This is a genomic window from Leptospira sp. B5-022 (genome assembly GCF_000347035.1).
Taxonomy (GTDB): domain Bacteria; phylum Spirochaetota; class Leptospiria; order Leptospirales; family Leptospiraceae; genus Leptospira_B; species Leptospira_B cinconiae.
The window spans coordinates 121782-145713 of the sequence record NZ_ANIJ01000032.1 but is presented as its reverse complement, the minus strand read 5'-3'; the positions used below and the strand labels follow the sequence as shown (position 1 = coordinate 145713).

Sequence of the window (23932 nt, the reverse complement as noted above, 5' to 3'; positions counted from 1 at the left end):
AAGTTATTTCCAAGTTGCATATTGGACTCGATTCGTACCGTCTACAGCAACGACCACGAATTTATCATTTCCATAAGCGATCCCCTTCCAAAAATTGTTTTCAGTTTGTTGGCGAGCTGTCCAGTTAATACCGTCAGTCGAGGTCATAATTCGATTTGTTCCGGTAGCGGCCGCTGCCATAAATAGCCCGTTCGCGTAATACACCTCGTACCATTCATTTTGTTCCGAAGCGGAGCGAGCAGCCCAATTGATCCCATCCTGTGAAGTCATTACTCTATTCGTGCCGGTCAAAGCAACCGCTACAAAAAGATTATGCCCGAAAGTAACAGAACGCCAATCGTTCGGTTCTGCTGCCGTGCGCAATGTCCAGTTGATCCCGTCCGAAGAGGTGGCTACCCCGCCGCTCGAGCCGACTGCCACGAACTTACCATTAGCGAACACAATGCTTCTCCACGATTCACTCGTAGGCGCCGTCCTTGGGGTCCAATTGATCCCGTCCGGAGAAGTTTGAAACGTTGTCCCTTGAGCCACCGCAACGAAGAGTCCCTTGCCATAGGTCACCCAATTGTAATCTAGCGCAGGTATCGTTCTGCTCGTCCAGGATATCCCGTCGGGGGAAGTCATGACGCGGTTTGTGCCTGAATTCGCAACTGCCACATATAGGTTATTCGCGTAAGTTATCGATAACCATTGATTTGCCTGGGCAGCCGTCCTAGATGTCCAAACTTTGCCATTGGAAGAAGTCATTACTCGATTCGTGCCGTCTTGAGATACTGCAACAAATTGATTCCGAGCAAAGGTAATTGCCGCCCATACATTTGCTTCCGTTGCAGAGGCGCTTATGAATTCACCTAGTTTACAATTTTCGGGGTGGATTTCGCAATTGTTATTTGTGAGCAATAAAGCCGCTAATAATAGGTTGTTATTATCCTTATCGTTGCTGCAGGAAACGGTAAGTGTGTTCAAAAATAAGCTGAAAATTATTACTCGAGTTATATATAAGGATTTTTTCATGTTTAAAGTTCGCTACTTGAGTTATTAATGAATTACGACGATATAGTGTATCGTATTAGGATTAAAATAGAACGGATAAAATCAAGCCCTAAAGTTCGGAAGAATATATTATTTAATTTAACCCTGACTATAAATAGAATTAATTATTTCCCAAATGGTTCTCATCTCTGTGTGAAATTACCCTGCGCTTTTTCTTAACTCCGTGGACTCAGTGTTCTCCGTGCGAAAAACTCAAACCTCATAAATCGAAAGCGACTTATAACCCTTATTTGTTTGCTTGTCTAATAACGCGATAATTTCAGTTCGTCTGTCCTTCTCTATATTAAAGATCAACTGGTCCGAGATCTCTCTACAAATATATAAACCACGACCGTGAGAATCCGCAAGACCTGCTGGCAAACCCGAAGGACTGTCCACAGTGATATGCCTGTCTAAACGTTTTAGGATTTCTTTTTTGTTCAAGGAGCCGAAATGATCGCGGACTACTACAATATAAGAATTTTCTGCTATCCCATAACCTATCTCAAAATAATCCGTCTCTGCGAGTTGTATATGTTCTAAAGGAACGAGAAGATCGCGAGAAGGAAGTTCATACTGGTATTTAGAATTTCCCTTGGAGTCTCTTGGAGCGCGGATCATGGCGTTGGAAGTGAGTTCTTCTAAAATTTGTTGTACAGCGTTAGGCGCTCCTTTTTCGATCAGGAATTTACCTACACGGTTGCAGATATAATTCCGATCCTTGTCGGAACTGATCTTGCGGAACACGATGCCGTTTTCCGGAGGGACTAAAAATTCCTCTTCTCTATCTCCTTCCAAGATCTTGAAATCCGGACCAAAATATTTTTCTACTCCGAAGATGTCCTTGTAGAGAAGTTTTTTGACCATGATCGTGATCAGATTGATGTCCAAGAAGGAATATTTAGGTATAATATTCCAGATATCGTGTTGGTAAGCGAAATTGATATAGTCGTTAATATTATAAGCAGTCATTAAGGAATACTGGACGTTAGGATATTCCTTTTGGATGGTCTTGATCAGATCCAACCCCGATTTCCCAGGCATACGTATATCCGTGATGACAAGATCTATATGTTCGTTAGAAAGTATTTTGACCGCTTCATCGTAATTTTCTGCATCGAAAACTTCGTAATCTCGGACCAGGATATCTTTAACCGCTTCCCGGATGGAATGTATATCTTCTACTACTAAGATACGATGATGGGACAATTTAGTTTCCTTTTGGTTGTACTAAGGGAAGAGAAATTTTAAATCTGGTCTTTCTATCGTAAGAACGAACTGTTAATTCTCCGGAATGTTCCCTAACGATGGAATGACAGATAGAAAGTCCGAGGCCTGTTCCGATTCCCGACTTATTTTTGGAGAAGAATGGAGAGAAAATTTTATCCAGCATATCTTCCGGAATCCCGCCCGCGGTATCTTCCACAAAAATATGCATCATATTACGAGTGCGTCTAACCTCTACTTTGATCTTACCTTCTCCATAATCGTAAGCTTGTAGGGAGTTTTTGAAAAGATTAATAAACAATCTTTCCATCTTAACCGGATTGAATTGGAAGGTCATACCCGGTTCGCTTAAAATTTCCCATTCGGTGTTTTTCGAAAGAACAGGGTAGACCCAGGTGACCGAGTCCTTGGCCTTCATGATGGTTTCATGAATATCTGCATTGGTTGTGACTAGTTTATCCGGTTTAGCAAAACTGATCACATCCAAAACGATCATTGCGGCACGGGTAAGATCCTCTTTTATCATCTCTAATCTTTTCCGAAAAAAAGCAGGATCCATGCTGGACAAATTATTCATTAAATTCTGGAGAGTGAGGCTCATTCCTGTGAGTGGGTTATTCAACTCATGGGCCACACCGGAGATGAAAATTCCTAAAGAAGCAAGGTTACGGATCCTCAGATTTTCCTCATCTTTTTCTTTGATACGAGTGATATTACTGATCTTCTCTACAATCGAAACTATACTTCCGTCCTTTCGGATCGGGAAAAAATCCAGGTATAACGTTTCTTTTTGGTCGTTCGCCACATGAAAGATCTCGCGCCCAACTTCTCCCTTTCCTTCAAATTGTGCGTCGAAGTCGGATTCATTCTCATGATGATCCTTCATTGGACAGTAAGGACAAACTGCAGTACGATTGTATAGAACCTCGTAACATTTTCTGCCCAAGGTAGAAGGAAAATCAGGCTCTCTAGAAAATTCAAGAGTGGCCTTGTTTACACGACGGACCCTAAAGCCCGAGTCTATCAGAACTAGGGGCTCCGTGATTCCGTCCAGAATTGCTTGGAGTTCCTCCGCTCTTTCGTGGAGGTTTTCCATTAGGGATGACATCCGGATCAATATTCTAGGGATTCTTTATAACTTTGCAGTAATTTTTTTTGATTTCTGGAAGAATGTTGGGCCTGCATTTCCTGAAGCCTTAGAACGTGCACAAAAAAATCTTCGATCAGTTTTAAGTAAAATTCTTTCTTAAACTCGGATCTATCCCGGTTTACCCCCTCATCAGGTAGAAAATTTAGAGGATATTCCGCCTCTTTACCGTTCCGGTCCGCATAAATCACAAGATCATCCACATTATTATCCAAAGGAGTATTATCGGTCATTCGGATCATGATGGTGTCTTCTGCGGAATAATTTGCGGTTTTGATTTCCGATACCACCTTGGAAAGGGTGGATCCGTTAAATTCCAGAAGAATTGATTTTTCTTCCGCTCTTTCTATCCCACCCGGGTTAGGGGATTGGGTGACTGAGAATTTCGTGATCTTCACACCTTTACGGTTCGGATAATTTCCCACCCATGTTACCAAGGTCCCGATGGGGAGGGCATCCATTCTTTCGAATTTTAAAAGTTCTCTGGCAACACTCAAACTTTCATAGGCGCGCAAGATGCGTTGGTTCAACATTTGGGTAGAAGAAGCGTTGGAATTTGCCTGGGATTTTGTCCCATCCTGGTTTTGGGCGTTTATGGAAAGAAAGGAAAGAAGAAGGACTAGAAGGAAGACGGCTTTAGGAGCCGCCTTCGTAGAAGAATCAATATTACGGTTTAGGTTGCGCTGGAGTTTCGGTACTTGGAGCGGTAGTAGGCGCAGTATCTTGGGCATTGGTCCCTCCTTGGTTGCCCTGTGCCTCTTCCGCACCAGGTGGAGGAAGGATCTCAGGCGTTGGAGTGGTATTGTATCCACTAGACTTCGCAAAAAGGAAAGAAAGAATCAGGGACAATGCTAAAAAAGTGAGTCCGGCAACTCGCGTTGCTTTAGTCAAAACGTCCGCAGTAGAGGAACCAAAAACGGATTGGCTTGCGCCTCCACCTAGAACTCCACCCATTCCTCCTTTGCCTGTTTGGATCATAACAAGAAGGATCAGAAATAGACTGACAAAAACAAAAAGAACAAGGATGGTTCCGGTGATAAATCCCATAAGTCGAATTCCTAAAGGTAAAAAGGTATGTTTTTTGGCGAAATAAACCGCTTTAGATCCAAATTACCGCCAAGCCCTAGGCTGACAAGCCGTTTAGTAGTTTCCTAAGCGGCTTCTAAGCTAGCCGGCAGTAATTAGAATAAAGCTAAGAAGCTTTCCAGTTTCTGGCTGGCCCCGCCTACGAGCCCTCCATCTATGTCTGCTTGGGAGAGGAGTTCCTTCACGTTATCGGCTTTTACGGAACCTCCATACAGAATAGGCATAGCATCCGAGATTGTTTTCCCATTTTGGAATAATCCCGAAATTTCTTTTCTAATAAATGAGTGGGCTTCTTGAGCTTGAGCAGGAGTTGCAACCTTTCCTGTTCCGATTGCCCAAACAGGTTCGTAAGCCACCCAAATGCGAGAGAATTGGTCGCTTTCAATCGAACCTAAACCTTCTTGGATCTGTTTTTTCAGGACCTCGAAAGTTTTTCCGGACTCTCTTTCCGCCAAGGTTTCTCCCACACAATACACGGCAGTAAAACCGTGTTTTGCAAGATAAGAGATCTTTTGGTTACAGAATAAGCTGGTCTCTCCTAAAAATTGTCTTCTTTCGGAATGGCCTACAAGAGCAAATTTAATACCGAGTTCGGAAAGTTGGTCCGGACCTGTCTCACCTGTCATAGCAGTCAATGGAGCAGGGTAGATATTTTGGGCCCCGACGGAAATTTTCGAATTTTCTAATATTCTGGCAACTGAAGCCAGATGAATGGAAGAAGGAAATACAACCGCCTTTTTATTATCCGGGAGAGAAGAGGACTTTTCCTTTAGGCCGCTTGCAAGAGCAATAGCCTCCTTTTCGGAAAGATTCATTTTCCAGTTACCTGCGATAATTTTAGGGCGCATATATATTTCCTTTGATTCGTTTTAGGTTTTTTCTTTCAGAAGAGCCACAACTCCAGGGAGTTTTTTTCCTTCTAAAAATTCCAAGGAGGCTCCTCCTCCGGTAGAAACGTGAGTGATCTTATCTTCCACTTTCGCCTTATTGATCGCTGCGATGGAATCTCCACCACCAACTACCGTTCTAGCTTTGGACTTAGAAACCGCTTTTGCGATCGCCATGGTACCTGGTGCGAATTTGTCGAATTCGAAAACTCCCATTGGACCGTTCCAAACGATCGTAGCCGCATTCTTAATTACTTTTTCGTAATTTGCGATCGTTTTAGGACCGATATCCATTCCCATCCAACCGTCTAAAATTCCCATCTTGTCCACGGTTTTGGTCTTTGCATTCGCATCGAATTTATCTGCGATCACATGATCCACAGGAAGTTGGAAATCCACGCCTGCGACTCCGGCTCTTTCTATCAGTTGGAAAGCTTCCACTTCGAAATCTTTTTCTACTAGGGAATTTCCTACCGGGATCGCTCTGGATTTTAGGAAGGTATACGCCATTCCTCCGCCGATCAAAATATGATCCACTTTTTCGATCAGGTTTTTGATCACGCTGATCTTAGAAGAGACTTTAGAACCTCCGATGATTGCCACGAAAGGTTTTGCAGGGCGGGAAAGAAGAGAAGAAAGTTCGGTGATCTCTTTATACATCAACAAACCTGCGAAAGCAGGCAGAAGATGTGCAATTCCTTCCGTAGAAGCGTGGGCTCTATGAGCCGCACCGAATGCGTCGTTTACATAAACATCAGCAAGAGCAGCCAGGCTTTTTGCAAAAGCCGGATCGTTTTCCTCCTCTTCTTTATGAAAACGTAAATTTTCCAGGACTAGGATCTCGCCATCCTTTAGTTCTTTGGAAAGTTTTACCGCATTCTCTCCGATTACATCTTTGGAGAATATTACGGAAGTTTGAACTAGTCCTTTAAAAACTTCGTAAACAGGTTCCATAGAATATTGCGGATCCGGTTTACCTTTAGGGCGTCCGAGGTGACTTGCGATCACTACGCGAGCGCCTTTTTTTACCAATAGTTCTATTGTAGGAAGTGTTTTTTCAATTCTAGTCTTGTCGGAAACTTTACCGTTTTCCAGAGGGACGTTAAAATCGACCCTCAGAAAAACTCGTTTCCCCTTGACGTCCTCGTTTTCGAGTCTGGGTAATTGCATCGATTAACCTTTTTTAGCCATATAACGGATCAGGTCTAAAACTCTATTAGAGTAGCCCATCTCGTTATCATACCAGGAAACTAATTTGAAGAACCTGGAATTCAATTCGATACAAGCATCCGCATCAAAAATAGAAGAAAGAGTGGAGCTTAAGAAATCGTTAGAAACAACCATCTCGTCCGTATAACCTAAAATTCCTTTCATGGAACCTTCGGAAGCTTCTTTCATTTTTGCGGAAATTTCTTTTAGGCTAGTCTCTTTGGTAGTTCTAACGGTCAGATCCACAACGGAAACGTCCGGTGTAGGAACTCTGAAAGACATACCGGTAAGTTTTCCGTTCACTTCAGGAATACAAAGGCCGACCGCTTTTGCTGCTCCTGTAGAGGCTGGGATGATATTTTGCATAGCGCCTCTTCCGCCTCTCCAGTCTTTTTTAGATGGACCGTCGACGGTAGGTTGAGTAGCGGTAGTTGCGTGGATCGTGGTCATCAGACCTTCTTCAATTCCGAAATTGTCCAGAACGACTTTAGTGATCGGAGCAAGACAGTTCGTAGTACAGGAAGCGTTGGAAACCACATGATCCTTACTTGGATCGTATTTCTCGTTGTTTACTCCCATAACGAAAGTAGGGATGTCCTTGTCTTTTGCAGGAGCGGAGATCACCACTTTTTTCGCTCCGGCTTTAATATGTTTTTCAGCGCCTATACGATCGGTAAATAAACCTGTGGATTCGATCACATAGTCCACTTTCAGATCTTTCCAAGGGAGTTTTTCAGGATCTCTTTCGGATACGCAGAGAACTTTTTTACCATCTACGATAAGTGCGTCGTCAGTATGCGAAACGGTTCCGTTAAAACGGCCATGAGTAGAATCGTATTTTAAAAGATATCCTAGGTTGTCCGGAGTTACTAGGTCGTTGATTGCTACAAATTCAATATTTGGGTCCTTGATCCCGGAACGGAAAACCAATCGGCCGATTCGGCCAAAACCGTTGATAGCGATTCTTGTCATTTTCTTCCCTTTATTTCCTTAATGTTATTTGATAAAACAGGAGCCTTTGGCTCTTCAAATACATGTTTTTATAACAAAACCATCCTGAAAATCCGTTTTTTTGGTGTTTTGGTTCGCACAGAGGGCACTGAGATCACGGAGAGAGTTCATTTTTTAACTCTGTGTACTCCGTGTGCTCCGTACGAAAAGAGGGGACTTGGGGTTAAAATACCTTGCCTATGATCTTTTCGAATGGCAAAGGGCCGAAATCTCTGGAATCCACACAGTCATCACGGTTATCGCAAAGTAAAAAGTAATTTCGATCTTCTACCGTTAGGTTGGAAAGATTGTCTCTAGTAGAATACGTGCCTGAGAAGGCCGGTCTTGCGTCCTTGAATTGTAAGGAGAATGTGGACTTTTCCTGATCCTCGGAGATTCCGTTTCTGTAAAGTACCTTGTCCTTAATGGAGATCTGGTCTCCCGATTTTCCCATGATCCGGGCCAGGACCACTTTTCCTTTTTGTGTCGGATGTGCCACTAAGATCACATCGCCTAAAAACAGGGAGGAATCCCTGACGAAGCGGGAGATATAAATTCTTTTTCCTTTCGGAAAGGCAGGAGACATCTCTTCCGTTTCCGGGACGAAGGGAAATATGAACCAGATCCGAACGGCGGTCGCAAATAAAAATCCAACCACAAGAGAGATTGAAAGTATCTGAACGAATTTCTTTCTATCGAATTTTTTTTCCTTCTCTCCGAACTCTTTTTTCAGCGGGAACATTATAAGGCTAAGGTATGAATGTGCAAAAAAAGGTCAAAGTAGATTTTATTCAGGTCAAGGCCTATATGATAAAAAGATTTTTTTGTTTAATTACTCTCCTTAGATCCCGGAAATAGAAAAAGTTGTATAACTCATATAAAGAGAAAACTCGCTGCTAGTCTCAGCGATATCTTCGGAATAAGATCCGTAATTTGCACTTGTGCAGTTCTTGGAATACGATAAGATAGGATTTCGATTTAGGAAAAATATATGCAAGAAGTTCATTTGGCCGGAAATATTTTAGAATATATGGGCAAACATCCCTCGTTACGAGAGGGAGTTTTTCTAGCGCCTGGCTCTTTGGTAGTGGGAGATGTGGTGATCGGAAAAGATTCCTCTATCTGGTTCCAAACTTTGGTACGAGGAGACGTAAATTATATTCGGATCGGAGAAAACGTAAATATACAGGACATGACAGTGGTCCACGTTTCCAGAAACACTCATCCTGTTGAGATAGGTAATCATGTTTCCGTGGGGCATAGAGCGGTTCTTCACGGATGTAAACTAAAGGATCATTCTTTTGTGGGAATGGGTGCAATCATAATGGACGGGGTAGAGTTGGGAGAATACTCATTTGTGGCGGCGGGGGCCATGGTAACTCCGGGTAAAATTATTCCACCGGGAGTGATGGTGATGGGATCTCCTGCAAAGATCGTAAGAGATATAACCGAAGACGAAAGAAATCTGATCGAAAGAACCGCTGCAAATTACGTCACGTATAAAAATAATTACCTGCAAGATCCATTCTATAGGATCAGTGGAGTTTAATTTCCAAAAATTTTCCTATACGTTTCGGGAACTTGCGGAATACTTTACTATGTGATCGAAACAAAAGCTCCGGGAGTTTATCTAAGAGGAACAGGGGTTATCGGTTGGCCTCTAGCTTCTTTGTTATTATTATTAAAGAATAAATTTGGCGGCTTCCAAGTATTTGTAGAACCATACAAATTACAAAAATCCGAAATTCCTCAGATACTTTCTCTGCTCGAAAAAGGTGGGGTCATCGTAGACGATGGAATAAACGGGGTCCGGGATTTTTTTCCGGAATGGATCTCCAAAGGGGACGCGCTATCCCAGTCTCATGTCGTATGCGATTCTTCTCCCCCTGGAGTCGCAGACAAAAGAAAATCGGAATACTCCGAATCAATTTATGATCGGATCCAACTTTTTATCGCTCAGGGGAGTGAACATTCTTTTGGACCTCAATTTTTGTATCCGGAAAGTTCTCCGATCCTGGAAAAAAATCCTCCAAAGTTCATCCATGTTTCTACCTGCAATACTCACACATTAGCCGGAATACTTAGGCCATTCTACTCCGATAAACCCCAAGAGCTGAAAAATATCTTAGAAGAAGCCGATTTTTTTGTGATCCGAAGGGATGCAGACATGGCTAAGAACGATCCTCACGTTACCGGGCCATTGTTGGTTCTTCCCGAATCGGAAACAGGTACACATCATGGAAGATTATTGAACGAAGTATATGCGGATCTTGGGTTTAAGATTAAATTGGGATCTTCTTCCGTAACGATCAATTCTCCCTATATGCACTTGATCCGTTTTCACCTCCGCTTAAAGAGGGAGATCACGAAAGAATGGTTGGTTTCCAAGATAGACAACGATCCGTTTTTAAGCACAACCGAGCTTGTTTCCACGAACTCCATTTTCTCATCCGGAAGAGATCGCGGATTGTACGGACGAATATTCTCTCATGCAGTATTTCCACTTTCTGCCTTGGAAGTGAACGGCAAAGAAGTGCGAGGATATGCGGCCACGCCTGGAGACTCTAACGTACATATTTCCAGCATCTATGCGGTTTATAAAGGTTTAGGGCTTTCCTGGGGGCCGGAAACAGAGGCCTTTTTAGCAGGAATTGTCTTGAAAGAAGTTTAAGCCATCATAGAAATATCCGCACAGTTTTGATCTTTTTTCATTGATCGCATTTGATATAGTGAAAAAGATGTTTAATATATTGACAAGTTCACAAAAATCCAGCTGAAAAGGTAGGAATTCCTAATGAAAGCAAATAATATCTTAGAGACGATCGGTAATACTCCCCATGTAAAAATCAACCGACTCTTTGGATCTAAATACAATGTATATTCTAAATTAGAGCGTAGCAATCCAGGCGGTTCTATCAAGGATCGTATCGCGCTTTCTATGATCGAGGACGCTGAAAAAAGCGGAAAACTCACTAAGGATACGGTAATTATCGAGCCGACTTCCGGTAACACAGGTATCGGTTTGGCTCTGGTCGCAGCTGTAAAAGGATACCGTTTGATCCTGGTTATGCCCGAGTCTATGAGTGTGGAAAGAAGAAGAATTATGGCAGCTTACGGCGCCGAATTCGACCTCACTCCTCGTGAAAAAGGAATGCCTGGAGCAATCGAAAGAGCGAAACAATTAGTTGCGGAAAATCCAAAAGCTTGGATGCCACAACAGTTCGAGAACGAAGCAAATATTCAAGTTCACATCGAAACTACTGCAGCAGAGATCCTGAAAGATTTCCCGAACGGAGTAGATGCTCTTATTACAGGAGTAGGAACAGGCGGACATATCACTGGAGTTGCTAAGGTTTTAAAGGAGAAGTTCCCTAAAACCAAAGTATTCGCAGTCGAGCCGGAAGCTTCCCCTGTAATTTCCGGAGGAAAACCGGGACCACACCCAATCCAGGGAATTGGAGCAGGATTCATTCCTAAAAACTTACATACCGATCTACTCGACGGAGTAATCCAAGTTTCTAAGGACGAGGCTTTCCAATACGCATTACGTGCAGCAAAAGAAGAAGGAATTTTTTTAGGAGTATCCTCCGGTGCGGCTTTAGCGGCGGTCGCTAAAAAACTTCCTGAACTTCCGGAAGGATCTACGGTTCTTACCTTCAACTATGATACCGGTGAAAGATATCTTTCTATAGAAGGACTTTTCCCAGTTCCTTCCAACGGTTAAGAATAGAATACAATCTATCTCTTTTAAGATCCCGGCGGTAAAACGTCGGGATTTTTTATTTTCACAGAACATATCGCACAGAGCGCACGGAGTTCACAGAGAGGTTTGTAAGAGTGAGTTCGTACAATACCTCTGCAGCCTTGTGTCTCTGGATGAAATCTCGTATCTTAAAACTCTCCGTGGCCTCTGTGTCCTCCGTGCGAACTCTTATCGTTTGAGATAAAAGTATCTAAATTAATTACTTGCGTTTCAAATTAAACCGAACATCTGTGCGAAAAAGCGGGAAAATAAAAAGTTCGGTATCAAAGGAAAAAAATAAACAGATGTTCAACCGTTTGAGAATATTAAAACAAATTAATAGGTTAGATGCAGAGAAGGATGCACAAAAGATCGTATTCCTTTCGGGGAGTTACGATTTTCCTCAGGATGTGGAGATCTCGCTCGCTATTTCATTTTTTAGGACATTCGCGATCCCTTCTATTTCTAAAATATTAAATACCACCAAACGATTCGAACTAGCAGGACAAAAAAGATACGATGATACCGCATTGATCCTCGCTGAATTTATAGAAAACGGACTGGACAGCGAAAGAGGGAGAGAAGCCATGAGAAGGCTGAACCAGATCCATAAAGAATACGATATCAAGAATGAGGACTTTTTATACACTCTCACAACTTTTATTTTTGAACCGGATCGTTGGAATCGAAAGTTCGGTTGGAGAAAGAGTACTGAAAAAGAAAGGTTAGCCAATTTTTATCTTTGGAAGCGGATCGGAAAAATGATGAATATCAAAAATATTCCGGAAACTTACGAAGAAATGTTGGAGTTTAATCTAAATTTCGAAAAGAAAAATTTCCGCCGCACTCCTGACTCGGAACAAGTTGCGCTTGCGACTATGAAGATTGCTTCCGCCAGAATTCCTAAGATCCCCGGTTTGGAATATTTAGTCTATCATGCGGTTTATTCTCTTATGGACAAACCGCTCAGAGACGCAATGGGATTTCCCAAACCGAACCCGATCGTTGCCGCTTTTACCTTTGCGGTTTTGAAATTCAGGGCATTCTTCTTACGATATTTTTGGCCGCCACGAAAAACACCTTATTACGTGACCAAACGAAATAACCCTACCTATCCGAACGGATATTTGATTGAAGAGTTAGGACCACATTAGAAAAATACGGAAGGACCGGAATTCCGGTCTGTTCCCAAATGTCAGTCCTCGTACTTGTAGAATCTCCTACCAAAGTAAAAACTATCTCTTCCTATTTAGGCAAAGAATACAAGGTGCTCGCCACCTACGGACATATTTTGGATCTTCCACCGGATCGTATCGGGATCAAAATTGAAAAGGATTTCGAACCTGAGTATGTGCCACTTAAGGGGAAAAAGAAAGTTTTATCTTCCATTTTAAAAGAAGCAAAGTCGCATTCCTCTATACTCATCGCAACCGACCCGGATCGAGAGGGAGAATTTATCGGATATATTCTGGCCCAAAAATTAGGGAAGAAGGTAAAAATCTCCCGGATCCGCTTCCAAGAAATACAGAAGGAAAAAATTTTACAGGCAATCTCTGAACCGGATGAGATCGATCTATACTTGGTGGATTCCCAAAAAGCCAGGAGGATCTTAGATAGGTTGATCGGATACAAGATCAGTCCATTTTTGTGGAGGGCAGTCGGCGGAGAAGGTCTTTCCGCAGGAAGAGTACAATCGGTCGCACTCAAATGGATCTGCGAAAGAGAGGAAGAGATCCGTAACTTTATTCCGGTCACTACCTGGCTTGTTTCCGCAACCGCGTTTTATGGATCCGGAGAAAATGAAAAAGTCGTTTTTTATCCGAAAAGAGAGGCATTTGCCACTCAAAAAGAAGCTTCCGAATTCCTAAATTCTATATTAACAAAAACGAAAATTTTGCGGATCACCGAAAGAAAGGAAAAGCTAGGAGAAACACTTCCTCCTCCACCTTTCACGACCGCAACTTTACAGCAAGAAGCCTTTCGGGTCTTAAAATTTGCCGCTTCCAAAACAATGAAACTCGCCCAGGAATTGTATGAGGGAACGGATCTTGGAAAAGGAAAATCCCAAGGACTCATCACTTATATGAGGACTGACTCGGTCCGGATCGGAGAAGAAGCAATCGGAGCCATCCGTAAAAAGATCGGCTCCAAATTCGGTCCAGAATTCGTATCGGATAAGGCCCAAACTTATAGGCTCAAAAAAACAAAAGGGAAAACGCAGGATGCTCATGAAGCGATCCGACCTGTAGATATATTTTTAGAACCTTCTTCCGTATTCGAAATTACAGATCGAAATCTCAGTAAGGATTCCAAAAAATTATACGAACTGATCTGGAAAAGAGCAGTCGCTTCGCAAATGAAACCGGAGGCTTGGAAAAGATTAGAATTTGTAGCAAACGGCGGTGGAGAAGTTTGGGAAGGAGGAAAACTTTTTAGTATAGATCCAGGTTATAAAAAAATCTATAATGTAAGTGCGGACCTTCTTCCGACTTGGAAAAAAGGAGAAACTCTAACTCCTGATTCATGGGAGATCCAAGAAAAAACGACGGAACCGCCTCCCAGATTTACGGAGGCAAGTCTTGTCTCCAAGCTGGAAAAAGAAGGAATAGGAAGACCTTCCACATTCGCTTCTATCCTGGAAACGTTATATAAAAGAAAATACGTATATTCCGAAAAAGGAAAATTATATTCGGAGACTCTAGGAGAAAAAGTGAATGCTTTCTTGCAGGCTGCCTTTGCAGATCTTTTCCGGGAAAAATTCACTTCCGAAATGGAACAAAAATTGGATTCTATCGCGTCCGGTGAAGAAAGTAGATCCAAGGTTCTTTCCGAATTTTATTCCATCCTGGATTCTCAATTAAAAAAAACGAATATAATTGAGATCAATAAGCAGCTAAAGGAAAGACCGAAGACACCCAAATACGGTATTTGCCCAGTATGTAAAGAAGGGGAGAGGGTTCGAAAAAAATCCTCAAAGAAAAAAGAATATTATATATGTTCTAGATTTCCGCAATGCGATTACGCGGAATATTTATAGCGTTCGCACAGAGCAGACCGAGTTCACAGAGAATAAATGTCGTTCACAAAGAGCTCCGTGTTCTTTGTGATCTCCGTGTGAAAGTCTTGCTATTTCCTTTCAGTTACTGCTACCCAAGTGCCGTTCCGGTTTTCCGCTTCTACCTTTCGGTCGTATAGCTCGGAAAGTCTCGCTGAACTGAATGCTTCCTTGATCTCTCCTGAAAACAGAATTTTCCCCGATTTCAAAAGGGCTGCGTGCTCGTAAAAGGGCGGGATCTCGTCGATCCTGTGTGTGATATAAATAGAAGTGAAGTTTCGATTTTTCTTATATTCGTCCAAAAAATCTATAAATTCCTCCCTGGCGGTCAGATCTAATCCTGAGCAAGGCTCATCTAAGATCACAAATTCGGGAGAAGTGCACATTGCTCTTAAGAAAAGTACCTTCTTCTTTTCTCCGGACGATAATGTTCGAAATAGCTGATTTCGTTTAGCGCCGAAACCGTTTTCTTCTAAAATTCGTTCCGCTTCTTTTTCTTCCCAAGCATTGGATTCTCTATAGAAACCGATGGTATGAAAAAAACCGGTAAGAAGTACGTCGTAAACGGTAAGACTTTTTTGGAGTGCGCTTTCTTGCTGGGAAGAATCCAGGATACCTATCTTATTCCGCAAGATCTGCAGAGGAGTTTCTCCGAACGTCTCACCGAAAAGATTGATCCTACCTGCGGTGGGCCAAACAGATCCATAGATCAAATTTACGAGAGTTGTTTTTCCGGCACCGTTACGACCCAAGAGCACCCAATGTTCTCCTGAATTGATCTGAAAATCGATCCCATCCAGAATAGGTGTCCCGGATCTATAAAACTTAATTCCGTGTAAATTGAGTAGATTATTGGATTCAGTTTTCTTCATTCGCGATCTCGTAGGCTTTTGCCAATTTTTCGCAGGTTTCTTCGAACTTTGCCTTATCGTCTAACTGGAATTTTTTTAGTATACTCGAATCGGCTGCATAATAGCTAGCTTTCTTATCCAGATAATCGCACATCATATTTGCCACGTATACGGAATCAACTAAATCCGTATAAATCGTGTTAGTCGCCATGAAGGCTCTATGATGGAATTCGATCATATGTACAAGGTCCGGTGGAAAATCCCATTTTCTAGCAAGCATTGCTCCCAAAGTGGGATGAGAAATACCAGTGGAAATTTCCTCTAAGATGGTGGAGTTGGAAAGGTCCCGATGCTTTTGGTAAGACGCCAGACGTTTGAATAATGTAGGATCCAATGAAAGCAAAATAAATTTTCCTAGATCATGGAGTAAGGCACCGACTGCTGCGATATCGGAAAGTTTTCCGAGTCCCGCTCTTTGAGAAACCTGTCTTGCGAAATAACTCGCGAGGTTGGAATGATTCCATACTTCCTGTAGTTTGGAATATCTGCCTTCCATGATTTTTCGCACACCTGAGACATACAAAAGATTTCGGACGTTCTTCAGTCCCACAACCTTAACGGCTTGGACGATTGTATTTACCTTATTCCTACTCGCGAAACCCGCAGAGTTGGAAAGTTTTAGAAGGTCAGCGCTAATAGCAGGGTTTCTTTCTATTTCGTTTGCAATCACTCCCAGATCCGAGTCAGGATTATTACAAAGATTGATGATCCTTGTTAGAGTATGAGGTAGTGGGGGAAGTCCATCTACTTCCGCCAAAATCTTGTCCTTGAGCTTGGTGGCCACATCTATTGGAACGATCTGTTTCGGGATCACTAAGGTCGCTCTTGTGATCTTGCCGTCTGTCTCTATCTTAAACTTATCTGAACCTATGCCTGAGTTTTTTAATAATAACTGTATGAGAACTAAACCGAGGCCCGCACTTTCTTGGCTATCCGCCATAGAAAGAAATGCATCGGAAAGATCATTGAACTTGCTTGCGGATTCTAATCTTGCTTTGATCCTTTCGGATTCTTGAGGCAGAAGTGCCACATCATTCTCTATCAAAAAGATCAGGTTTTGGTTCATGATCTTTGCTCGGAGACGAACGGAGAGATTGGAACCTTTGAGCACCTTCTCCTGTTCATCCCATTTATGAATGATATCTTCCAGAAAACGTTTCATCCCTTTATTATAATGAGATGGTTCGTTGATATTCAGCCCCTCAGTTAGAAAAAAAAGCCTTTTGGCGTTCGCTTTATTTGCGTTCATCAAAAGTTCTTTCAGAATGGTAGAAACCACTTCCGTGAGGAACAACCTATCCAAGTTCCCCAAAACCTGAAGTAGCAGAAGATAGATCTGCTGGTGATCCTCGTCCGAAATAAATCTATATTCCAGTTCGATATCTTTTCCGGATACGAGGGTTTCTGTGAGTTCGGTCGGATTCAGCATTCCCTCAAATTTGGGTCTAAACTCCCTTGTCGCAAGAAAAAAAATGCGCTCCATTCTTCGGATTGGGCACCTGTTTGTCCGGGGATAACCTAAAATATTAGATGGGGGCCGGAAATGGAGAAGGAGCCGAAAAATTCAGAACAAGGATCCGAAAAGATCGGAGAGGATTTACAGGAAGAACTGAGATTTTTTCTGGAAAATCGATTGGATGGGCTTTTGGACGAGGCGGAGAAGTTTCGGCAGACCAAACAATCGTACAGTAAGACCCGATCCAAGTTTTTGAGAAAGGAATTCAATCCCGAAAAAAACCAGGGATTTTTGCCATTTCTTTATTCCATTTCGAATAGGCGGGAGGGGAACCGGGAGGAGCCGGAGTCTAAAGTATCAGGGGATGAGTCTTGAAATGGAAGCTTCCCCAGATTATTTTCTCATTAGCCAAATAAAGATGGACATTTGGATGGAACGATTCATGGTAGAGGCGAATGGATAGCGACTTCTTCTTCGAAGAGGCTCCTGAGGACTCGGAGAGTCGAGATATCTTAGATATCATGGACTCCTATCGGTACATGAACTCCTCTTACTTTTTCGATTTTATATCCGATGGTAGATGGGATCATGGAAAAGGTTGGGTGGAGAAAAACATCGACCGAGGACAGTGGACCACAAGATTCGTTCCGGGCAGTATTGACCGTTACCAAAGGCCAGGATCTGGTCAAAGTCCCTGAGCACAAAAAGGATCCTTTTTCGGGTCCTTTTTTATTATACAGATACGAGAGTAACTCTCGATGGGACGGGTATTGGTTCTCCGTCTATTCTCAATCCTTCTAAATGAAACTCTATTGCTTCTTTGATTCGTTTTGTAACTTCTTCTTCTGTTTCTCCGACCGCAACGCAAGCCTGTCCAGTGCTATTTTCATATTTAGATTTCACGCGAAGCCCTAAGGAAAGTAGTTATAAATTTAGAAATAAGGATCTTTGCGTTCTTTGTGCCTTGGCGTGCCTAAAAAATTAGAAAGTTTCGCACAGAGGGCACGAAGCACACAGAGGAGCGGTTTTCTAGGAAATCAAATATACATTTTCTCTCGTGATCTCTGGGTTCTCCGTGCGAACCTAAAATAAAAAAGGACCCTTTCGGATCCTTCTTTTCATACTGAGATTATCGTTAAGAAATTAGCCTTAGTTCACCAATTTCAAGCCGTTGATGTCTATGATCTTACGATAGACTAATTTGTTCTTCTCTTTTTGAGGATTGAAGATCAAAACAACAACCTTGTTAAAAGTAAAATATCCGGGACGATACTCCGTGTAATGATGAGAGAAGATCGTGGATTTGTATTTAGCATTGTAAATAGTATAAGTGTGTTTACTTAAAGTATCGTGCTTTTGTTTTTGCAGATCTTCCGCAGTTTGAGGCACAAAATTACTCATCAGTACTTTATCCTTCGTAGGACCTTCTTCGCCGTAAAGAACGATAGGAAGTGCATCCTTTGGATTGTTGGTAAGGTAATGAACTAACTCGTCCAGATTCGGGTTTGGGAATTTTACTTTTTCTCCTCTCGCGATCTTTTCGTCGTAGCTCTTCTTGATATCTCCGAATCTCTTCTCCCCCCAAACATTCTTATTATCCAGTTTTGCAGGAACTAAGTTATGGAAGTTCACCACTTTTGTGTTTTCTTCCGCATCGTATTGTCTCCATTTAGGGAAGGGGACTAATTCTCTGCGATCGTCCACTTTCGAAAGAGGAGTTTCGTTTACCGCTAAAATATAAACGGAGAAGTTTGCCGCATCGAAGTCTCTATTCTCGAGTTCCACCATTACGTCCATGAACTCGCCTTTTCCGTTATCCGCATGTCTACGGAAGAAGGAAACTTCTTTGACTAAGAGTCTATCGTCGTAATATGCGAGTGGATAGTATTCCACTCCTTCGGAACCTTTACTTTCCTTTTCTGCGTTGTTTTGGCCGGAGATGCCATTTCCAAAAAGGACGAATAATAGGATAAAAGAAAATTTTGCGACGGATTTCATGCGTTTATTGTCCCAGTACGGTTCTTCATATTGAATATCGACTTCTCAGCCCCGAAACTTAGCCGTTACTTCTTGTTTTTCCTCAAAAAATGAGAAGAATTCCCAGAATGATAGAAAACGGATCAGATTCTATCCGGGGTACAAATTTAGTCCAGCGGTTTAAAGTTGGGGAGAAAAGCCTAGGGAATTAGGCTTTTTTGATATGGTTCTTTTCGTCAACGAGAACGACTTGGGGTTTGTAACCTTTTGGCAGGTCCTTTTCTTCCAGGGAGCCGTAGGAGATGATGATTACTTTGTCTCCTTTCATTCCAAGACGGGCAGCAGCGCCGTTCAAACAGATCTCTCCGGAACCTCTTTTGCCTTCGATCAGATATGTCTCGAATCTGGACCCATTGTTCACGTTTACAACGGAAACTTTTTCGTAAGGGAACATTCCGGCGGCGTCTACTAAATCCATATCAACCGTCAGGCTTCCCTCATAATTAAGGTCCGCGTCGGTTACGGTGGCTCTATGGATCTTACCTTTGCAAACAGTGATGAGCATTTGGTTTACTCGCTAAAAAGTACCTTAAATATTTTGCCCGAGATATTCAAAAGCGTTTTTCTCTTAAAGAAATGTATTTTAGTGTTAATAGTTTCTTTGCTAAACTTTATTTCCGAGAAAAGGGGAGTAATCACGTAATTCTCATATAAATTCGGATACACTCTATTTTCGTCGTAAACACTTCCTTTGAAATTTTCCAACACCTTGCGAAGAATCCTTTTTTCCTGACGATTCAAGTCAATTTCATCCTCATGCTCGGTTCCGACCCAAGTTAATAAATAACCCGAGATCCCGGTCTCGGTCAATTTTGGGGTCACATCTATTAGACGATTTTCTTTTAGGTGAAGAAGCGCCTGATTCAATTCCATCGGATAAGGAGAATCTTCCAAATGGATATATTTTTGTTCCGTAATCACTTTGGCGTATTTTTGGAAGAATACTCCGTCAGAAAGATAGATCAATTTTGCAAGTTCCTGACGGTTTCTTCCTTTCGGGGATCTTTGGAGTATAAAGGAGATGACTTCGAGCAGCTTTTCCATAAATAATACGAGTTGTGCAGGCTTTTTCCCTGAAAAATCCCCTTCCATACGAAGATTACGTCCGCTTCCAGGAAAAGTCCCGGGAAAATCGGAGGGAATCGATTCTATTTTTAGAACACCCTCTTACGATTACCGGGGGGATCAATTATAATATCGACAATCTTCTCCGAAATGAAGACTTCCTTTCCGAGCACGGGATCTCTCTTCAATACATAAAAAGAGGTGGGGATTATACCGCTCACGAGCCCGGACAGATCGTTACCTATGTACATTTGGACTTAAAAAAAAGAGAAATTTCCATCTCGGAATTTCTGGACGGGGTCTTGGAAGCCGCAATTTATTCCACAAAGAAAGTTTGGGGTTTGGATCTGGTAAAAAATCCGAATGCTCCCGGGCTTTATCTTTCCGATTCTCCGAATCGTAAAATTCTTTCTATGGGAGTTTTGTTTAAGTCCTGGTTCACTAGTTACGGGATCGCTCTGAACGTTTCTAATGATTTTTCGGCTTTTCAGTGTATCCATCCTTGCGGCCAGGATTGGAAATCTATGATTTCCGTGTCTCAACTGGGACTTCCGAGCGGAGAAGAAAAAAAGAAGGAATGGATCCTGGCTTTTCGGTCCGGATTTCTAAGAAATTTAAAACCCGTAAAAGAGGAAATCCGCGCCTAAAAGGGATTTTATTCTTTAGAAAAAAGCCGAAATCGGCCGATTTTTAAAAGAAGAGAGGTCCTCAGGTGCAAATTTTTAAACATATTCTATTTTTCCTTTTAGCACTTTTGGTTTGCGAAGGAATCGCTGCCGGAGCCTCTGCTTGGTCTTATTTAGAATCTTCTCTTGCTTCTTTCGAGCAGATCAAAAATCTTTCGGACCAAAGAGCCAGAGATACGATCGGCGCTATCTCCAAGTCCAGTGAAGGAAAATTAAGCAAGGACAGATTGGACGATTTGAATTTTGCATTCACTCGACTCGTAAAAGTGACCTCAGGCGACAAGGAAGGATTTATCATTTCCGAGATCAGCATGACCGACGATTCAGGGATCGTTCTTGCATCTTCTAACGAAGACTATGTGTCCGATCCGAGAGCAAAAAGAAAACCGGAACCTAAGTTTTTATCTCCAAGTTATACTGCCGCTCATCACTTGAGAAAATGGCAGATCGGTACTCCGATCCTTTTGGGAGAAAAAAATACATTTCAAAGCGACAAACTGATGCAGATCGTTTCTCCTTATTTCCCGGAAATTTCCGAACCAAGTGTTCTTCTATCTATGGCGGTATACCATCCCGAAAAATTGGAAAGAGTGGCTTCTCTTCACATGAAATATGAAAGAGGGAACTTTGCTCATTTTGTGAAGATCCAAACGGAACTTTTCTGGTGGACTCTGCAGAATAATGCGATCATCGCTCTTATCTGCGCTCTTATATTAGGATTTGCTCATTTACTCATTAAGAGCGTTCGCACTTCTTTTACTCAGGACGGAAGGTATATTGCCGATCCTTCTTCTCCTCCTTTATGGGAGAAGGTGGACTTTGCCCAAACACAAGGACCTATTCGTTGGAGAGAGAGTTCTTCTCCTTCTCCTTCTTACCAGAGTCCGGCGCCTGTCTCCCAGAGCCATGTTCCGGCGGCACCGGTGGTCGCGACACCGAGCCCTGTAGCAACGACTCCGACTCAAACGATGTCTGCCCCATCTGCTGTGCAGGCAGTCAATCGGGAGAAAGCGGAAATAATAGACGCTATATATCTAGGATAAACTTTTTTGGAAATTCATACTACAAAACTGGGACATATATTGAAGGTAACTCCTAAGGGAGTGCTGGATTCCTATTCCGCGTTCGACCTGGTGCGATTTATCAAAACACGCTGGGAAGAAGGGGAGAGACTTGTGCTAGTCAATTCTCGTTTTGTGGATTATATAGAAGAAGACGGGATCTCCGCACTTGTGGAATTAAAAAACTTCTTCGAAAAATTCGGCGGCAACATTGCGTTCAGCGATTGGAATGAAGAAGGTCTACTCGTTTTAGGATTATTCGGTCTGAACAAGAAGCAGAACTTTTTCGCACATGAAAAGGACGCGGAAGTCTGGCTCTCTTCTTTGAAAATCGAGGATAGAAGGACAAGATCCGATAAGTCGGAAACTGTCTCTTCTCTCAGGCAAACGAAGCCGATCCAGTTTTATTCTAGTCCATCTTCCGGTTTGAGCAAGTCCGATGTATATGTTCCTGAGATCAGTACTGTTCCTATCTCGGGACAAGAACCTACAGAGAAGTCTAAGATCGGAAAGGATATGGACCGTTCCTTGGAACAGGCAAGAAATGTCCAAGAAAGGATCTTGTACTGTGAGTCTTGTCGAGCAAGACTTCGGATCAAAACTCTTGGTCGTCATCAATGTCCTAATTGCGGAATTCAGTTTGACGTGAGTCGCACCGGTGGAGTTCGATACATGGAGAAACTATTCAGTTAGTTTCGAATTGTTCGGAAACACCGAACATGTAGGATCTCTTGTCCCAAGCAGCCAGAAGAAGTTTTGCTCTTTCCTTTTACACCCTCGTTTCCAGAATTTTAGGAGTGTTCCGAGACCATTTTATGGCCGTGTCTTTCGGGACAGGTACGGTGGCCTCCGCATTTTCAGTCGCTTATAGATTGCCGAATATGTTCCGTAATTTATTGGCGGAAGGAACTCTTTCTCAATCATTTATGCCGTTGTATTCCGATGCGGAGAAGGAAGGAGTAATGGCTGCTCGTAAGATGAGCGGGGCCGTATTAAGTTTTCTTTTTGTAATCCTATTAAGTATTGTAGTAATCGTTTTTACATTTTCTCCCTTTGCTCTTCCCATCCTGGTAGGGGGATCTCCCGAATATTCGGGTCTTGTGGTAGAGCTTACCTATATTCTATTTTTCTTAATCGTTACGGCAAGTCTCTCTTCGATCTATATGGCGATCTCCAACGTCAAAAATCGATTTTTCGTTCCTTCTCTTTCTCCTATCATTCTGAACTTAAGTTATCTCACCGTATTTTTGGGAATTTTTCCTTTTGTAGAATGGGAACTTTTGACCAAAGTAAGAGTTTTATGTTTTGCGATCGTGGGAGGTGGGATCATACAGTTAAGTGTTCAGGCTTGGTACGTTTCCAAAAACGGAGAAGGCCCGATTTTTTCCTGGAATTATAAACATCCCGCTATTTTAAAAATATTTAAACTGATGTTACCTGCCGCTGTCGGAGGCGGTTTTTACCAACTCGGGCTTTTGGTGGATATATTTTTAGCTAACTATGTGCAGAATACGAACCCCGGTTTAGGAGCCGTAGTTAGTTTGGATTATGCACAAAGGCTAGTGCAACTTCCTACCGGGATCATTGGAGTCGCGCTTGCGACCACAACTTTGCCTTCATTACTTTCTTCCTTGAAAGAGGATAAACATTCCGAGGTCCCTAAGGAAATGTTGGGAGTTTTAGGATTTGCGGGATTTTTGACCGCACCGGCAGCTCTTGGAATCGGGATTTTGGCCGGTCCTATCTTGGATTCCATATATTACGGGGGGAGATGGGATCATATCGCGACGGAAACTACGATCTTACCTTTGATCTTTTATTCCTTAGCTGTACCTTTCTACAGCATGAATAAGGTTTTGATCTCCACTTATTATGCCTTTCAAGATACTAAAACTCCGTTGCGAGTCCAAGCATTTACATTTGTTCTGAACCTGATCTTGAACTTTTCCCTCATTTTTTTATTAAAACATTCCGCAATCGCATTATCTTCCGCCGTATCTACCGTCGTAACTTGGACCGTGCTTTCTAGTAACCTGAAAAAGCATGATGTCGCTTTTCCTTGGGAAGGATTTCTTTCTAAAATCGCAAAATTGATCCTACCACTTTTAGGCATGGCTGTATTTTTATTCTTTTACAAAGAAATGATACATCCTAGGGCCCTAGACTATTTAGCGGAAAAGGGCTTAAGTTATGCGAATTCCTCTCGGGTCTCCCTCTGCGCCGCAATATTTCCTGGAATGGCAATTTTTTTCTCGATCAGTCTGCTTTTGGGCCTGGAAGAGATACGGTTAATAGCTGGAAAAATATTTCGTAAGAAGTAATTTTGCCCGGAAGATCCGCG

At 42.4% G+C, this 23932-nt stretch carries 25 protein-coding genes; 11 read left to right on the top strand and 14 right to left on the bottom strand.

Translation table 11 applies throughout. The features are described 5' to 3' along the window. Window positions 1-3: 3 nt before the first annotated feature. The 9 genes from LEP1GSC192_RS14465 to lepB form a co-directional block, all read right to left on the bottom strand. On the bottom strand, window positions 4-1014 hold the full coding sequence (locus tag LEP1GSC192_RS14465; RefSeq protein WP_020770800.1) for a lipoprotein: 1011 nt from the start codon (window positions 1012-1014) through the stop codon (window positions 4-6). 231 nt (window positions 1015-1245) lie between these two features. Continuing rightward, window positions 1246-2241 (bottom strand): response regulator transcription factor, encoded by a 996-nt coding sequence (locus tag LEP1GSC192_RS14460; protein ID WP_020770735.1) that lies wholly within the window; start codon window positions 2239-2241, stop codon window positions 1246-1248. A 1-nt stretch (window position 2242) separates the two neighbouring features. Continuing rightward, window positions 2243-3367, bottom strand: a complete 1125-nt coding sequence (locus LEP1GSC192_RS14455) for a nitrogen regulation protein NR(II) (RefSeq protein ID WP_036090326.1) — start codon at window positions 3365-3367, stop codon at window positions 2243-2245. A 5-nt stretch (window positions 3368-3372) separates the two neighbouring features. After that, window positions 3373-4137 carry a hypothetical protein gene (locus tag LEP1GSC192_RS14450; RefSeq protein ID WP_232421028.1) on the bottom strand — a complete coding sequence of 255 codons (765 nt, stop codon included), beginning with the start codon at window positions 4135-4137 and terminating at the stop codon, window positions 3373-3375. Continuing rightward, window positions 4073-4453: a preprotein translocase subunit SecG gene (gene secG, locus LEP1GSC192_RS19590; protein ID WP_020770695.1), complete on the bottom strand. Its 381-nt coding sequence runs from the start codon at window positions 4451-4453 to the stop codon at window positions 4073-4075. The genes LEP1GSC192_RS14450 and secG overlap by 65 nt, the downstream gene beginning before the upstream one ends. Window positions 4454-4587: 134 nt before the next feature. Further along, complete coding sequence (gene tpiA, locus LEP1GSC192_RS14440) at window positions 4588-5340, bottom strand: triose-phosphate isomerase (RefSeq protein ID WP_020770742.1); 753 nt, start codon at window positions 5338-5340, stop codon at window positions 4588-4590. A gap of 21 nt (window positions 5341-5361) precedes the next feature. Beyond that, the gene (pgk, locus tag LEP1GSC192_RS14435) at window positions 5362-6549 is read right to left on the bottom strand and encodes a phosphoglycerate kinase (RefSeq protein WP_020770774.1); all 1188 of its coding nucleotides are present in this window, start codon (window positions 6547-6549) and stop codon (window positions 5362-5364) included. Window positions 6550-6552: 3 nt separating this feature from the next. Continuing rightward, a complete protein-coding gene (gap, locus tag LEP1GSC192_RS14430; RefSeq protein ID WP_020770702.1) occupies window positions 6553-7560 on the bottom strand; it encodes a type I glyceraldehyde-3-phosphate dehydrogenase in 1008 nt (335 codons plus the stop codon). 202 nt (window positions 7561-7762) lie between these two features. Beyond that, a complete protein-coding gene (gene lepB / locus LEP1GSC192_RS14425; RefSeq protein WP_020770648.1) occupies window positions 7763-8320 on the bottom strand; it encodes a signal peptidase I in 558 nt (185 codons plus the stop codon). Between the two features lie 249 nt (window positions 8321-8569). Between lepB and LEP1GSC192_RS14420 the strand changes: the two genes are divergently transcribed. The 5 genes from LEP1GSC192_RS14420 (at window position 8570) to topA (ending at window position 14357) form a co-directional block, all read left to right on the top strand. Beyond that, the gene (locus LEP1GSC192_RS14420) at window positions 8570-9127 is read left to right on the top strand and encodes a gamma carbonic anhydrase family protein (protein WP_020770852.1); all 558 of its coding nucleotides are present in this window, start codon (window positions 8570-8572) and stop codon (window positions 9125-9127) included. 51 nt (window positions 9128-9178) lie between these two features. Beyond that, window positions 9179-10249 (top strand): hypothetical protein, encoded by a 1071-nt coding sequence (locus LEP1GSC192_RS14415; protein WP_020770756.1) that lies wholly within the window; start codon window positions 9179-9181, stop codon window positions 10247-10249. Between the two features lie 123 nt (window positions 10250-10372). Further along, window positions 10373-11302, top strand: coding sequence for a cysteine synthase A (cysK, locus tag LEP1GSC192_RS14410; RefSeq protein ID WP_020770710.1), 930 nt, complete (start codon window positions 10373-10375; stop codon window positions 11300-11302). Window positions 11303-11625: 323 nt separating this feature from the next. After that, window positions 11626-12474, top strand: coding sequence for an oxygenase MpaB family protein (locus LEP1GSC192_RS14405; protein ID WP_020770746.1), 849 nt, complete (start codon window positions 11626-11628; stop codon window positions 12472-12474). A gap of 38 nt (window positions 12475-12512) precedes the next feature. Beyond that, the gene (topA, locus tag LEP1GSC192_RS14400) at window positions 12513-14357 is read left to right on the top strand and encodes a type I DNA topoisomerase (protein ID WP_020770795.1); all 1845 of its coding nucleotides are present in this window, start codon (window positions 12513-12515) and stop codon (window positions 14355-14357) included. A gap of 89 nt (window positions 14358-14446) precedes the next feature. Here the strand turns inward: topA and LEP1GSC192_RS14395 are convergent, their stop codons facing one another. Both LEP1GSC192_RS14395 and LEP1GSC192_RS14390 read right to left on the bottom strand, forming a co-directional pair. Next, entirely contained in the window at window positions 14447-15247 is an 801-nt protein-coding gene (locus tag LEP1GSC192_RS14395) for an ABC transporter ATP-binding protein (RefSeq protein ID WP_020770812.1), read from the bottom strand. Continuing rightward, a complete protein-coding gene (locus LEP1GSC192_RS14390) occupies window positions 15234-16769 on the bottom strand; it encodes an HDOD domain-containing protein (RefSeq protein WP_306819203.1) in 1536 nt (511 codons plus the stop codon). The genes LEP1GSC192_RS14395 and LEP1GSC192_RS14390 overlap by 14 nt, the downstream gene beginning before the upstream one ends. Window positions 16770-16829: 60 nt before the next feature. On the opposite strand from LEP1GSC192_RS14390, the gene LEP1GSC192_RS14385 reads away from it, so the two are divergent. Continuing rightward, window positions 16830-17117, top strand: a complete 288-nt coding sequence (locus LEP1GSC192_RS14385; protein WP_020770764.1) for a hypothetical protein — start codon at window positions 16830-16832, stop codon at window positions 17115-17117. Window positions 17118-17197: 80 nt separating this feature from the next. Continuing rightward, the gene (locus LEP1GSC192_RS14380; RefSeq protein WP_020770807.1) at window positions 17198-17440 is read left to right on the top strand and encodes a hypothetical protein; all 243 of its coding nucleotides are present in this window, start codon (window positions 17198-17200) and stop codon (window positions 17438-17440) included. Window positions 17441-17891: 451 nt separating this feature from the next. On the opposite strand, the gene LEP1GSC192_RS14375 is transcribed toward LEP1GSC192_RS14380, so the two are convergent. From LEP1GSC192_RS14375 to LEP1GSC192_RS14365, 3 genes are all read right to left on the bottom strand, one after another. After that, entirely contained in the window at window positions 17892-18740 is an 849-nt protein-coding gene (locus LEP1GSC192_RS14375; protein WP_020770828.1) for a hypothetical protein, read from the bottom strand. Window positions 18741-18927: 187 nt separating this feature from the next. After that, window positions 18928-19284 carry an aspartate 1-decarboxylase gene (gene panD, locus LEP1GSC192_RS14370; RefSeq protein WP_020770793.1) on the bottom strand — a complete coding sequence of 119 codons (357 nt, stop codon included), beginning with the start codon at window positions 19282-19284 and terminating at the stop codon, window positions 18928-18930. 5 nt (window positions 19285-19289) lie between these two features. Continuing rightward, a complete protein-coding gene (locus tag LEP1GSC192_RS14365; protein ID WP_036090410.1) occupies window positions 19290-19823 on the bottom strand; it encodes a type II toxin-antitoxin system antitoxin SocA domain-containing protein in 534 nt (177 codons plus the stop codon). A gap of 14 nt (window positions 19824-19837) precedes the next feature. Here LEP1GSC192_RS14365 and lipB point away from each other — a divergent pair, with 14 nt between their 5' ends. From lipB to murJ, 4 genes are all read left to right on the top strand, one after another. Next, a complete protein-coding gene (gene lipB / locus LEP1GSC192_RS14360) occupies window positions 19838-20491 on the top strand; it encodes a lipoyl(octanoyl) transferase LipB (RefSeq protein ID WP_020770878.1) in 654 nt (217 codons plus the stop codon). Window positions 20492-20556: 65 nt separating this feature from the next. Beyond that, the gene (locus LEP1GSC192_RS14355; RefSeq protein ID WP_020770821.1) at window positions 20557-21573 is read left to right on the top strand and encodes a hypothetical protein; all 1017 of its coding nucleotides are present in this window, start codon (window positions 20557-20559) and stop codon (window positions 21571-21573) included. A gap of 6 nt (window positions 21574-21579) precedes the next feature. Further along, window positions 21580-22284 carry an STAS domain-containing protein gene (locus tag LEP1GSC192_RS14350; RefSeq protein WP_020770778.1) on the top strand — a complete coding sequence of 235 codons (705 nt, stop codon included), beginning with the start codon at window positions 21580-21582 and terminating at the stop codon, window positions 22282-22284. A gap of 38 nt (window positions 22285-22322) precedes the next feature. Next, window positions 22323-23912, top strand: coding sequence for a murein biosynthesis integral membrane protein MurJ (gene murJ, locus LEP1GSC192_RS14345; protein WP_020770700.1), 1590 nt, complete (start codon window positions 22323-22325; stop codon window positions 23910-23912). Window positions 23913-23932: the final 20 nt, after the last annotated feature.

Coding starts and splice junctions, on each gene's coding strand:
- LEP1GSC192_RS14395 (WP_020770812.1), bottom strand. CDS start 15,247: ATGAAGAAAACTGAATCCAATAATCTACTCAATTTACACGGAATTAAG.
- pgk (WP_020770774.1), bottom strand. CDS start 6,549: ATGCAATTACCCAGACTCGAAAACGAGGACGTCAAGGGGAAACGAGTT.
- lepB (WP_020770648.1), bottom strand. CDS start 8,320: ATGTTCCCGCTGAAAAAAGAGTTCGGAGAGAAGGAAAAAAAATTCGAT.
- LEP1GSC192_RS14465 (WP_020770800.1), bottom strand. CDS start 1,014: ATGAAAAAATCCTTATATATAACTCGAGTAATAATTTTCAGCTTATTT.
- LEP1GSC192_RS14455 (WP_036090326.1), bottom strand. CDS start 3,367: ATGTCATCCCTAATGGAAAACCTCCACGAAAGAGCGGAGGAACTCCAA.
- tpiA (WP_020770742.1), bottom strand. CDS start 5,340: ATGCGCCCTAAAATTATCGCAGGTAACTGGAAAATGAATCTTTCCGAA.
- LEP1GSC192_RS14380 (WP_020770807.1), top strand. CDS start 17,198: ATGGATAGCGACTTCTTCTTCGAAGAGGCTCCTGAGGACTCGGAGAGT.
- LEP1GSC192_RS14385 (WP_020770764.1), top strand. CDS start 16,830: ATGGAGAAGGAGCCGAAAAATTCAGAACAAGGATCCGAAAAGATCGGA.
- LEP1GSC192_RS14390 (WP_306819203.1), bottom strand. CDS start 16,769: ATGGAGCGCATTTTTTTTCTTGCGACAAGGGAGTTTAGACCCAAATTT.
- LEP1GSC192_RS14365 (WP_036090410.1), bottom strand. CDS start 19,823: ATGGAAAAGCTGCTCGAAGTCATCTCCTTTATACTCCAAAGATCCCCG.
- LEP1GSC192_RS14450 (WP_232421028.1), bottom strand. CDS start 4,137: ATGCCCAAGATACTGCGCCTACTACCGCTCCAAGTACCGAAACTCCAG.
- cysK (WP_020770710.1), top strand. CDS start 10,373: ATGAAAGCAAATAATATCTTAGAGACGATCGGTAATACTCCCCATGTA.
- LEP1GSC192_RS14420 (WP_020770852.1), top strand. CDS start 8,570: ATGCAAGAAGTTCATTTGGCCGGAAATATTTTAGAATATATGGGCAAA.
- secG (WP_020770695.1), bottom strand. CDS start 4,453: ATGGGATTTATCACCGGAACCATCCTTGTTCTTTTTGTTTTTGTCAGT.
- panD (WP_020770793.1), bottom strand. CDS start 19,284: ATGCTCATCACTGTTTGCAAAGGTAAGATCCATAGAGCCACCGTAACC.
- topA (WP_020770795.1), top strand. CDS start 12,513: ATGTCAGTCCTCGTACTTGTAGAATCTCCTACCAAAGTAAAAACTATC.
- LEP1GSC192_RS14405 (WP_020770746.1), top strand. CDS start 11,626: ATGTTCAACCGTTTGAGAATATTAAAACAAATTAATAGGTTAGATGCA.
- LEP1GSC192_RS14375 (WP_020770828.1), bottom strand. CDS start 18,740: ATGAAATCCGTCGCAAAATTTTCTTTTATCCTATTATTCGTCCTTTTT.
- gap (WP_020770702.1), bottom strand. CDS start 7,560: ATGACAAGAATCGCTATCAACGGTTTTGGCCGAATCGGCCGATTGGTT.